This is a genomic window from Streptomyces sp. NPDC027185, assembly GCF_055567035.1.
Genome location: NZ_JBVHRF010000002.1, coordinates 407,254 through 418,314 on the forward strand (window position 1 = coordinate 407,254; position 11,061 = coordinate 418,314).

The 11,061-nt window shown below is 74.1% G+C and carries 10 protein-coding genes and 1 pseudogene; 8 read left to right on the top strand and 3 right to left on the bottom strand.

Going from position 1 to position 11,061, the window contains the following annotated elements; translation table 11 throughout:
• Positions 1 to 62 precede the first annotated feature (62 nt).
• The 3 genes from ACZ4M8_RS06965 to ACZ4M8_RS06975 all read left to right on the top strand — a co-directional run bounded on the left by ACZ4M8_RS06965 (position 63) and on the right by ACZ4M8_RS06975 (position 2,304).
• Positions 63 to 548: an HD domain-containing protein gene (locus ACZ4M8_RS06965; protein ID WP_467604005.1), complete on the top strand. Its 486-nt coding sequence runs from the start codon at positions 63 to 65 to the stop codon at positions 546 to 548.
• Between the two features lie 270 nt (positions 549 to 818).
• Positions 819 to 1,730: an ABC transporter ATP-binding protein gene (locus tag ACZ4M8_RS06970; RefSeq protein WP_467604008.1), complete on the top strand. Its 912-nt coding sequence runs from the start codon at positions 819 to 821 to the stop codon at positions 1,728 to 1,730.
• A 100-nt stretch (positions 1,731 to 1,830) separates the two neighbouring features.
• Positions 1,831 to 2,304 carry a VOC family protein gene (locus ACZ4M8_RS06975; protein WP_467604010.1) on the top strand — a complete coding sequence of 158 codons (474 nt, stop codon included), beginning with the start codon at positions 1,831 to 1,833 and terminating at the stop codon, positions 2,302 to 2,304.
• Between the two features lie 120 nt (positions 2,305 to 2,424).
• On the opposite strand, the gene ACZ4M8_RS06980 is transcribed toward ACZ4M8_RS06975, so the two are convergent.
• On the bottom strand, positions 2,425 to 3,555 hold the full coding sequence (locus ACZ4M8_RS06980) for a ferritin-like domain-containing protein (protein ID WP_467604011.1): 1,131 nt from the start codon (positions 3,553 to 3,555) through the stop codon (positions 2,425 to 2,427).
• A gap of 221 nt (positions 3,556 to 3,776) precedes the next feature.
• On the opposite strand from ACZ4M8_RS06980, the gene ACZ4M8_RS06985 reads away from it, so the two are divergent.
• The 5 genes and pseudogenes from ACZ4M8_RS06985 to ACZ4M8_RS07005 all read left to right on the top strand — a co-directional run bounded on the left by ACZ4M8_RS06985 (position 3,777) and on the right by ACZ4M8_RS07005 (position 9,051).
• Positions 3,777 to 4,724, top strand: a complete 948-nt coding sequence (locus ACZ4M8_RS06985) for an AurF N-oxygenase family protein (RefSeq protein WP_467604013.1) — start codon at positions 3,777 to 3,779, stop codon at positions 4,722 to 4,724.
• A 72-nt stretch (positions 4,725 to 4,796) separates the two neighbouring features.
• The gene (locus ACZ4M8_RS06990) at positions 4,797 to 5,537 is read left to right on the top strand and encodes a TetR/AcrR family transcriptional regulator (protein WP_467604014.1); all 741 of its coding nucleotides are present in this window, start codon (positions 4,797 to 4,799) and stop codon (positions 5,535 to 5,537) included.
• A gap of 224 nt (positions 5,538 to 5,761) precedes the next feature.
• On the top strand, positions 5,762 to 6,028 hold the full coding sequence (locus ACZ4M8_RS06995) for a hypothetical protein (protein WP_467604015.1): 267 nt from the start codon (positions 5,762 to 5,764) through the stop codon (positions 6,026 to 6,028).
• A 567-nt stretch (positions 6,029 to 6,595) separates the two neighbouring features.
• Positions 6,596 to 7,603, top strand: a pseudogene (locus ACZ4M8_RS07000) (chitinase); the annotation flags it as partial.
• Between the two features lie 233 nt (positions 7,604 to 7,836).
• Positions 7,837 to 9,051: a C40 family peptidase gene (locus tag ACZ4M8_RS07005; RefSeq protein WP_467604018.1), complete on the top strand. Its 1,215-nt coding sequence runs from the start codon at positions 7,837 to 7,839 to the stop codon at positions 9,049 to 9,051.
• A gap of 42 nt (positions 9,052 to 9,093) precedes the next feature.
• Here ACZ4M8_RS07005 and ACZ4M8_RS07010 read toward each other — a convergent pair whose 3' ends face one another.
• Both ACZ4M8_RS07010 and ACZ4M8_RS07015 read right to left on the bottom strand, forming a co-directional pair.
• Complete coding sequence (locus ACZ4M8_RS07010; protein WP_467604020.1) at positions 9,094 to 10,356, bottom strand: styrene monooxygenase/indole monooxygenase family protein; 1,263 nt, start codon at positions 10,354 to 10,356, stop codon at positions 9,094 to 9,096.
• Between the two features lie 65 nt (positions 10,357 to 10,421).
• On the bottom strand, positions 10,422 to 11,042 hold the full coding sequence (locus ACZ4M8_RS07015; RefSeq protein ID WP_467604021.1) for a GTP-binding protein: 621 nt from the start codon (positions 11,040 to 11,042) through the stop codon (positions 10,422 to 10,424).
• Between the last annotated feature and the right edge of the window lie 19 nt (positions 11,043 to 11,061).

The following is an 11,061-nucleotide window of genomic DNA, read 5'->3' on the forward strand; positions in this document are numbered from 1 at the left end:
CGGCCGTGGCCGGTGCCGCCCGGCCCGGAGGCCGTTCCGGGCGCCCCGGCACAATGGCCCGCATGACGGAAACTGACGGCGGTACGGCGGTGTCCGGGGCGGGGCCCCTGCTCGGCACGGCGGAGGTCGAGGCGCTGGCGCGGCGGGCGCACGCCGGACAGACCGACAAGGCGGGCCGTCCGTACACGGAGCATCTGGCGGCGGTCGCCGAGGGCGTACGGGTGCGGGGCGGCGGCCCGGAGCAGATCGCCGCGGCGTGGCTGCACGACGCCGTCGAGGACGGGGCGCTCACCGAGGAGTGGCTGGCGCGGGCGGCGCTGACCGACGCGACGAAGGCGATGGTCCTCGCCGTCACCAAGCGGACCGGCGAGCCCCCTGAGACGTATGCCGCCCGCATCCTGGCCACCCCGGGCGCCCTGCTGGTCAAGACGGCCGACCTGGCCCACAACGCCGACCCTTCCCGCCTCGCCGCCCTGGACGCCCCGACCCGCGAACGGCTCACCGCGAAGTACGCGCGGATGCGGGCGCTGCTGGGGCTGGACGGGTAACCGCCGCTTCGTGTCCCGGGGTCCGGATCCGAGCGGGCCCCGGGGGCGGACCCGGGCCGCGCGTCGCCCGGCCCTGGGCGGCACCGGGCCCGGGAGCGGGCCGGACCGGAAGCAAGGCCGGCCCCCGCGCTCCCGGGCCCGGGAGCGGCCCGTCCCGGGGGCAGCGGCCGGGCCCCGCGCGCTCCGGACCCGGCAGGGGGCCGCCCCGCCCGGGGTCCACCTCCCGGACGCCCCCGCCGAAAGATGGTCACCGCAGCTACCCTGCGCCGTATGTCTCTTCCGCAGCCCTCGGACGCCCCGTCACCCGACACCCGGCCGCGGGACGCGCGGCCCCTGGACGCCCCGCACACCGCCGCACCGGCCGCCGTCACGCCCGCCGCCGGCCCCCGGGTCGTCGCCGCGCTGGCCGGGGTCGGCGTACGGCGGCAGAGCACCGAGCAGGCCATCCTGGAGGACGTCGACTGGACGGTCCGCGCCGGTGAGCACTGGGCGCTGCTCGGTGCGAACGGTGCGGGCAAGACCACCGTGCTGCGGCTGATCGGGGCGCTGATGTTCCCCACGGTCGGCACCGTCGAGGTCCTCGGGCACCGGCTCGGCTCCGTCGACGTACGGGAGCTGCGCGCGGTGATCGGGCTGGTGTCCGGCGCTCAGAAGGTGCCGCAGGACGCGAGCGGCCACACCGTGGTGCTCACCGGCGCGACCGGCACCGTCCAGCCGCTGTGGCGCAAGTACGACGACGCCACCCGGGAGCGGGCCCACGCGCTGCTGGCGGAACTGGACTGCAAGGAGCTGGCCGACCGGCCCTACGGGGTGTGCTCGGGCGGGCAGCGGGCGCGGATCCTGATCGCCCGCGCGCTGATGGCCGATCCGTCGCTGCTCCTGCTGGACGAGCCGTTCAACGCCCTGGATCTGCCCTCGCGCGAGGATCTGATCGACGCGGTGCACCGGCTCTCCGTGGACCGCCCGGAGCTGGCGACCGTCACCGTCACCCACCACCTGGAGGAGCTGTCGCCAGCCATCGGGCACGCGCTGCTGCTGCGCGAGGGCCGGGTGCAGGCGCGCGGGCCCGTCGGCGAGGTGCTGACCGGGCCCCGGATGACGGCGTGCTTCGGGCGCCCCATCGAGGTGTCCCGGCACGCCGGCCGCTGGGCGGCCCGCTCCGGCCGTGCCCCCCTGCGCTGAGCGGGCGCGCGCACCCCAATGGCGGCGCCGCCCCGGGGCGGGGCCGTCGTTGTCAGGGCAGCGGGACACGCGTCCCGCCCGCCGACACCAGGAGCGCACCGTGCCGAAGATCACCCCGAACCTCTGGTTCGACACCCAGGGCCGGGAGGCCGCCGAGTTCTACGTCTCGGTCTTCCCCAATTCCCGCATCAACCAGGTCTCGTACTACGGCGAGGCAGGTCCGCGGCCGGCCGGGACGGTGCTGACCGTCGATTTCGAACTGGACGGGCAGCCGTACACCGCGATCAACGGCGGCCCGGAGTTCACCTTCGACGAGGCGATCTCGCTGCTGATCAACTGCGCGGACCAGGCGGAGGTCGACTACTACTGGGACGCCCTCGGCAAGGGCGGCCGCACCGGTCCGTGCGGCTGGCTCAAGGACCGCTACGGACTGTCCTGGCAGGTGGTCCCCGACGCGCTCGGCGAGCTGATGACCGACCCCGATCCGGCCCGCGCCCAGCGGGCGCTCCAGGCGATGCTGGGCATGCAGAAACTCGACGTCGAGGCGTTGCGGGCGGCGGCGGACGGGGACTGAGCGGGCCGGGCCGGCCGGGGGCCCGGCCCCGCGGCACGGCGGCCCGCCGTCCCGTACCGCCGCGGCCTCCCGCGACGGCGGGCTCCCGCCGACCCGGGGAGGCCCGGCCCGCGCCCGGCCTCAGCTCCGCCCCGCTCCCCCGTCCTGCGCGGCTCCCTCCGCCACCGTCGCGGCGACCTCCGCGGTGCGGTCCGCCTCCTCGGCGGCGAAGCGCCGCGCGTCCAGCTGCTCGGCGATCTCCTCGTCCTGGTCCATCAGCGCGTCCAGCTCCGCGTCGCCCAGGTCGAGGACGCCCAGGTCGGCGTAGGCGCGGCGCAGCCGGGGGCCCCACAGGCCGATGTCCTTGACGCACGGCACGATGCGGCTGAAGAGCAGTTTGCGGAAGAGGTGCAGGAACTCCGACCGCTCGGTGAGGTCGACGGCTTCGGCGTGCGGGACGCCGAAGTTCTCCAGGACCTCCAGACCGCGCAGCCGGTCGCGCATCAGGTAGCAGCCCTCGATGACGAACTCCTCGCGCTCGCGCAGTTCGGCGTCGGACAGCTGCCGGTAGTGGTCGCGCAGCGCCATCCGGCCGAAGGCGACGTGCCGGGCCTCGTCCTGCATGACGTAGGCGAGGATCTGGTGCGGCAGCGGCTTGGTGGTGGTGTCGCGCAGCATGCCGAAGGCGGCCAGCGCCAGCCCCTCGATGAGCACCTGCATCCCGAGGTAGGGCATGTCCCAGCGGGCGTCGCGCAGGGTGTCTCCGAGGAGGCCGCGCAGGCTGTCGTTGACGGGGTAGAGCAGCTGGATCTTCTCGTGCAGGAAGCGGCTGTAGATCTCGGCGTGCCGGGCCTCGTCCATGGCCTGGGTGGCGGAGTAGAACTTCGCGTCGAGGTCGGGGACCGCCTCGGTGATCCGCGCGGCGCACACCATCGCGCCCTGCTCACCGTGGAGGAACTGGCTGAACTGCCAGGACGCGAAGTGCTGCCGCAGCTCACCGCGCTCCCGGGCGGACATCTTGTCCCAGTACGGGGTGGCGTACAGCGCGATCGCCTCGTCGGGGGTGCCGAGCGGGTCGAACGGGTCGACCTCCTGGTCCCAGTCGATGCGGGTGGTGGCGTCCCACTGCTTGTCCTTGCCCTTCTGGTAGAGGGCGAGGAGGCGGGCGCGCCCCTCGTCGTACTCCCAGGTGAAGCGGGCGGCACCGGTGGCGGGGACCTCCCACAGGAGGGTGTCGCCGGGGTCTTGGGTGTAGGTCTCGCGGCTCGACACGGGGGCCTCCTCGGCTCACCGGGCTGCTGGAACCTGTCGTCACGCTCCGCCCGCCGGCCGTGGACGCGCCGTACAGGCGGTGCGGCGGCGGGTTCTCCCGCAGGCTCACACGCTCCTTACCGGCGGGTCAAGAAGTCGTGTGAGAGGGATTGACGACCTTGCTGACAGGCAGTCTCATAAGACGTGACCGCCGGTAACCCCACAGCGAGGTAGCCACAGCCATGACGAGCGCGACGACCGCGATGACCGTGCCGGACACCGAAGTCCTGCGGGACGCCCTCGGGCTCCTCAAGGACCGGGAACAGGTGGCCGAGCGCCTGCTCGACTCCTCCGCCAAGCACTCCTTCGACCCCGACACCGAACTCGACTGGGACGCCCCGCTCGAAGCGGGCAAGTGGTACTGGCCCCCGGAGCTGGTCTCCCTCTACGACACGCCCCTGTGGCACAAGATGTCCGTGGAACAGCAGCAGGACCTCTCCCGCCACGAGGCCGCGTCCCTGGCCTCCCTGGGCATCTGGTTCGAGATCATCCTGATGCAGCTGCTGGTCCGGCACATCTACGACAAGCCCGTGACCAGCGCGCACGTCCGCTACGCGCTCACCGAGATCGCGGACGAGTGCCGCCACTCGAAGATGTTCGCGCGGCTGATCACCCGCAGCGGCGCGCCCGCGTACCCGGTCTCGCGCCTCAACCACAACCTCGCCCGGCTCCTCAAGACCATCTCCACCACGCCCGGCTCGTTCGCCTGCACCCTGCTCGGCGAGGAGATCCTCGACTGGATGCAGCGGCTGACCTTCCCGGACGAGCGGGTGCAGACGCTGGTGCGCGGGGTGACCCGCATCCACGTCGTCGAGGAGGCGCGCCATGTGCGCTACGCCCGTGAGGAGTTGCGGCGGCAGATGGTGACCGCGCCGCGCTGGGAGCGGGAGCTGACCCGGGTCAGCGCGGGCGAGGCGGCGCGGGTCTTCTCCGTGGCGTTCGTCAACCCGCGGGTCTACAGCGATGTCGGGCTGGACCGGCGGGAGGCCGTCGCGCAGGTCAGGGCGAGCGGGCACCGCCGCGAGGTCATGCAGTCCGGCGCGAAGCGGCTGACCGACTTCCTCGACGAGATCGGCGTACTGCGCGGCGCGGGCCGCAAGTTGTGGCGCAGCTCCGGGCTGCTGGCCTGATCCGCGCGGCCCGGCGGGCAGGCCCCCGGGGAGCTGTGCGGCCGCGAACACGGGGCCGATACGCTGCTGTCCATGAACGGCAGCGGCACCGCCCCAGCAGTACCCCGACCCGCCTACCGCAGGATGGGCGTGGAGCAGCGCCGTAGCCAACTCCTCAGCGCCGCGCTGGGCCTGTTCGCCCACCGCGCGCCCGAGGACGTCACCCTCGACGACGTCGCGACCGCCGCCGGCGTCTCCCGCCCGCTGGTCTACCGCTACTTCCCCGGCGGCAAGCAGCAGTTGTACGAGGCGGCGCTGCACACCGCCGCCGACGCCCTGAAGGACTGCTTCGACGAGCCGGAGACCGGCCCCGCCACCCAGCGCCTCTCCCACGCCCTCGACCGCTACCTCGCCTTCGTCGACGAGCACGACACCGGGTTCAGCGCCCTGCTCCAGGGCGGGAGCGTGGTCGAGACGTCACGGACGTCGGCGATCGTGGACGGCATCCGGCGCTCCGCGGCCGACCACATCCTGCACCACCTCGGCGAGGCGGAGCCGGGCCGTCCGCTGCGGATGACGGTCCGGATGTGGATCACGACGGTGGAGGCCGCCTCGCTGATCTGGCTGGACGAGGAGAAACACCCCGACCTGGGCGAACTGCGGGACTGGCTGGTCGACCACTTCATGGCCATGCTGACCTCGACAGCGGCCCGTGACCCGCAGACCGCCCGGGTGGTGCGGCGGGTCCTGGCCCTGGAGACCCGCGAGGGCCGCGTCGGCGACCTGGCCCGCCGCGCCCTCCCGGTCCTCGGCGACGCGGGGCATCTGCTCTGACGGGGCGGGGCGGTGGCCGGGGCGCGGCCGATCCGGCGCCGCACCGTGACCGCGCCCCGGCCGTACCGCCGCACCCGGCCCGGCCACCGGCCACGTCCGGACCGGCTCCGGCCGGGAACTCCGGCGCTCCGCACGTGCCCCGGGCGGACGCGCCCGGCCCCCGGCGCCGCCGACCGCCCCGCGCCGACCCGCCACGGCCCCGCCGCCGGTGTGACACTGGGGCCGTGAGAAGCGAGAACACCCCGTTCACCGGCGGGCCGCTGGACGGCCGCGTCCTGCCGGTCCTGACCGGCGCGACCGGCCGCCCGCCGAAGGTGTACACCGTGCCGGTCCCGCACGACGACGGCACCCCGCCGACGGTGCACGTCTACCGCCGCGTCCCCGGCCCGGCCGGCCGCCTCGGCCTGCCACGCGGCTGGCGTTACGTGTACGACCCGGCCGGGGAGTCCGGTCTGCGGCGGATCAGGTGGCCCTGGTCCAGGGAGAGTTGAGACGCCCTGCCGCGCGGGCCCGGCGGACGGCGGGCGCGTCGGCCCGGTGAGCGCCCACCGCGCGGATCCGGTCGGCACCCGCCCTCCGGCGCGACGCCCGTCCCGCGCCCCGCGCACCTCGCGGCGCCCGGTCCGGCCGCGCCCGTTCCTCTGCGCCCCCGCGGCCAACCCCCGTTCCTCGCACCCCGATTCCCCTCTGGTCCGGACCATTGACACTCAATGGTCTAGTCCTGTTTGCTTCCTGCTCGGGGGAGCCGCCCCGCCTCCCTGACCGGACCGACCCCTTCAGGGGCGGCCTCCCCCGTCTCGACACCGCGCCACCGCCCGTGCACCGCCCCGTGCCACCGTTCCGCGCCGTCGACCGAAGGAGCACCCGCCATGCGCCCCGGCCCGCCCCGCCCCGCCCGCGTCCGCCGCACCGCCGCCCGCCGGCGCCGCGCCCTGCCCGCCGCGCTCGCCGCCGTCGCCACCACCGCGGCGCTCACCGCACTGGCCGGCAGCGGACCGGCGCACGCCGCACCGGCTCCCGCCCCGGCCGCCGCCCGGCCCGCCGCCGCGGCCGCCGGACACACCCTCGTCGGCTACCTCCACACCAGCTTCGCCAACGGCTCCGGCTACACCCGCCTCGCCGACGTCCCCGACAGCTGGGACATCATCGATCTGGCCTTCGGCGAGCCGACCTCCGCCACCTCCGGCGACATCCGCTTCTCGCTGTGCCCGCGGAGCGAGTGCCCGGGGGTGGAGAGCGAGGACGAGTTCAAGGCCGCGATCAAGGCGAAGCAGGCCGCGGGCAAGAAGGTGCTGATCTCCATCGGCGGCCAGAACGGCCAGGTCCAGCTGACCACCGCCGCCGCCCGGGACACATTCGTGAAGTCCGTCGGCGCCATCATCGACCGCTACGGACTCGACGGCCTCGACATCGACTTCGAGGGCCACTCCCTCTCCCTCGACGAGGGCGACACCGACTTCACCAAGCCCACCACGCCCTCCGTCGTCAACCTCATCGCGGCGGTGAAGTCGCTCAAGGCCAAGTACGGCGAGAAGTTCACGCTGACGATGGCGCCGGAGACCTTCTTCGTCCAGCTGGGCCACCAGTTCTACGGCTCCGGCCCCTGGGGCGGTCAGGACCCGCGCGCCGGGGCGTACCTGCCGGTGATCCACGCGCTCCGCGACGATCTGACGCTGCTGCACGTCCAGGACTACAACTCGGGCCCGATCATGGGGCTGGACGAGCAGTACCACACCATGGGCAGCGCGGATTTCCACATCGCGATGACGGACATGCTGCTCGCCGGCTTCCCGGTGGCGGGCGACAAGGACAAGGTCTTCCCGCCGCTCAAACCCTCCCAGGTGGCGATCGGCCTGCCCGCCTCGCCCAACGCCGGCAACGGCCACACCTCCACCGGCGACGTCACCAAGGCCCTCAACTGCCTCACCCGGAACACCGACTGCGGCGGCTACACCCCGCACGGCGCCTGGCCCGACCTCGGTGGCCTGATGACCTGGTCGATCAACTGGGACCGTTTCCACAACTACGAGTTCCAGAAGAACTTCGACGCCTACTTCGGCCGCTGAGCGCAGCCGTCCGCCGATCGGCCCGGACCTCCGGGACGGAGCGTGGCCCGGAGATCCGGTCACGCCCCCGTCCGGCGCCGATCGGGTGAGCCGGCCGTCCACTTCCCCCGCCTTCGTACGAAAATCGCCCCCCTCCGTGGCAGCATCCCTCCGTCCGCACGTCACGGAAACGGGCGGGCGGCCGGCGCACCGGGTGTCCCGGGGCACCGGCCGCCGGCGTCGGAGGTGGTCAGATGAGGTCCGGTCCCTTGCCGTGGTCGTCGCGCTCCCTGCGGTCGGCCGGTGCCGCGCTGCTCCTCGGCGCGACCGCGCTGACCGCACCCGCGGCCCCCGCCGCCGCGGCGCCCGCACCGGACCCGGCGGCGACGGCCGCCTCTCCGGACGACCCGGCCCCCGGCGCCACGAGTCCGGCCGCTCTCCTCCGCCGGCTCCAGGGCCTCTACCGCTCCGCCGAGGAGTCGACCGAGGCGTACAACGCCACCCAGGAGGCGCTGCGGACCGCGCAGAGCCGCGCCAACCGCCTCGGCGCGCAGCTGCGACAGGCCCGCGCCCGGCTCGCCGGGGCCCGCGCCGACGCCGGGCGCCTCGCCCGCCAGCAGTACCAGGGCGGCGGCCCCGCCACCCTCGCCTCGTACGTCCGGGTGCTGCTCGCCGCCGACCCGGAACAGGCCATGGACCGCGGCCATCTGCTGCGCACCGCCGCCGCCGAGGCCGCCGCCACCGTCGAGCGGACGGCCCGCGGCGCGCGGCGGGCCGACACCCTGGCCCGGCAGGCGGACGCCGCTCTCGCCCGGCAGCGCACCCTCACCGCACAGCGCGCCCGGCAGCGGACCACCGTGCAGCAGCGGCTGAAGGACGTCGAGCGGCTGCTCGCCCGGCTCTCCGACGACCAGCTCACCGCGCTCGACCGGCTGGAGCGCGACGGCGCCGCCACCGCGCAGCGGGCGCTGGTCTCGCGCGGCGCCCTCGGCGCGGCGGGCGCCCCCTCGTCAGCGGGCGACCGGGCCGTCGCCTACGGACTGCGCCAGATCGGCAAACCGTACGTCTGGGGCGCCGCCGGGCCCGACGCGTTCGACTGCTCGGGCCTCACCTCGCAGGCGTGGTCGCACGCCGGGCGGGCCGTCCCGCGCACCAGCCAGGAGCAGTGGAAACGGCTGCCGCGCGTCCCGCTGAACCGGCTGCGCCCCGGTGACCTCGTCGTCTACTTCCCCGGCGCGACCCATGTGGCGCTGTACGTCGGGGGCGGCAAGGTCGTCCAGGCGCCGCGTCCGGGCACCGCCGTCCGTCTCTCGCCGCTCGCCGCCAACCCGCCGCTCGGCGCCGTCCGCCCCGACCCGGAGGCCCGGCCGGTCACCGGCTGGTCCGCGCCCCGCCAGGTCACGGCGGACGGCCCGGCGCCCGGCGCGGCGGACGCCGGATACGCGACGTCCGCCGCCCCCGGGCACTGAGCCGGGGACGGCGGACGGCGAAGCGGTGGGCGCGGCCGGAGGTCAGGCGGCCGGACCGCCGAACGAGCCGAGGTACGCCGCGGTCTTCTCGGGCTCGAAGAAGAAGTTGTCGAAGTCGGCCGGGTCGTTGAAGCCGTTGGCGAAGCGGTCGGCGACCGGCTGGATCTGCCCGGCGGCGCCGATCAGGTTCAGCACGTGCTCGGGCGGCGGCGCCAGCATCGCGTTGGTCCACTTCACGACGTGCTGCGCCGTCTCCCAGTAGCGGTCGAAGGTGGCCTGCATCCACGCCGCGTCGAACGGCTGGTCACCGCGCTCGACGATGGACTGCAGGTAGGCGTGGGCGCACTTGGAGGCGGAGTTGGAGCCCTGGCCGGTGATCGGGTCGTTGGCGACGACGACGTCCGCGACACCGAGGACCAGACCGCCGGAGGGCAGCCGGCCGATGGGGTTGCGCACGGTCGGGGCGTACCGCCCGGCCAGCGTGCCCTGCGCGTCGGTCAGTTCGACCTTCGTGCAGCGGGCGTACTCCCAGGGCAGGAACTTCTCCAGCAGTTCGAGGGTGAGCGCCAGGTGCTCGTTGGGGTCCTTGACACCCTGGAACGCGTCGAGCGGCCCGCCGGGGATGCCCTCCCAGAAGAGGATGTCCGCCCGGCCGGTGTTGGTGAACGTCGGCATGACGAACAGCTCACCGACGCCCGGCACGAGGTTGCAGCGCACCGCGTCGAACTCGGGGTGCTCCGGACGCGGCCCCATGCCGTGGACGTACGCGACGGCCAGCGCGCGCTGCGGGGCGTCGTACGGCGAACGGGACGCGTCACGGCCGAACATCGAGACCAGCTCGCCCTTGCCCGCCGAGACCAGCGTCAGGTCGTAGCGGGAGGCGAAGAAGTCCAGGTCGGAAACGGCGGCGCCGTGGATGACGAGCTGACCGCCGCGCTGCGCGAAGGTCTCCATCCAGCCGGCCATCTTGACCCGCTGATCGACGGACTGGGCGTAGCCGTCGAGCTTGCCGACCCAGTCGATGGCGCGCTGGGAGCCCTCGGGCGACTCGAAGCTGCCGGGGGCGGCGACCGAGACGCCGAGGCCCTCGATCCGCGGGGCCTGGTTCTCCCAGAAGTTCAGCTGGAGGTCGCGCTCGTGCTGGAGGGCGGTGTGGAACATGCACTGCGTCGACATGACCCGGCCGGAGCGGATCTCGTCGGAGGTGCGGTTGGACATCAGGGTGACCTCGTACCCCTTGGACTGGAGGCCAAGGGCGAGCTGGAGGCCGGACTGGCCGGCTCCCACGACGAGTATCTTCCGCATGGCGGGCTCTTCTCTGCGTTGCTGCTGCTTCGGGGAGGGGGGTGGGGTCGGTGCCGGCGGGAAGCCTATTCGGGCGTTTCGGCCAGCGCGTGGCCGACCAGTGCCAGCAGCGATTCGACGACCGTGGGCCGGCTCCGCGCGTCCATGATCACGACGGGTACGTGCGGGGGCACCGTCAGCGCGTCCCGTACGTCCTCCACCGCGTACATCGGTGTTCCCTCGAAGTGGTTGACGGCGACGACGTAGGGCAGCTGGCAGCTCTCGAAGTAGTCGAGCGCCGGGAAGCAGTCCTCCAGGCGCCGGGTGTCCGCCATCACGATCGCGCCGATCGCCCCGCGCACCAGGTCGTCCCACATGAACCAGAAGCGCTGCTGTCCGGGCGTGCCGAACAGGTAGAGCACCAGCTCCTGATCGAGGGTGATGCGGCCGAAGTCCATCGCGACCGTGGTGGTCTTCTTCTCCGGCGTGGCGGACAGATCGTCCGTCTCCGCGCTGGCCTGCGTCATCACCGCCTCGGTCTGCAGCGGGGTGATCTCCGAGACCGAGCCGACGAAGGTGGTCTTGCCGACGCCGAAACCGCCGGCCACCACGATCTTGGTGGCGATCGGGGCCCGGGAGCGGTCGGTCTGCCAGCTCTGCAGGCCCGCGTCGGCGGCGGACTGCGCACCGCCGGCGAACAGGTCCACGTCCGAGCCCGCCGCACCG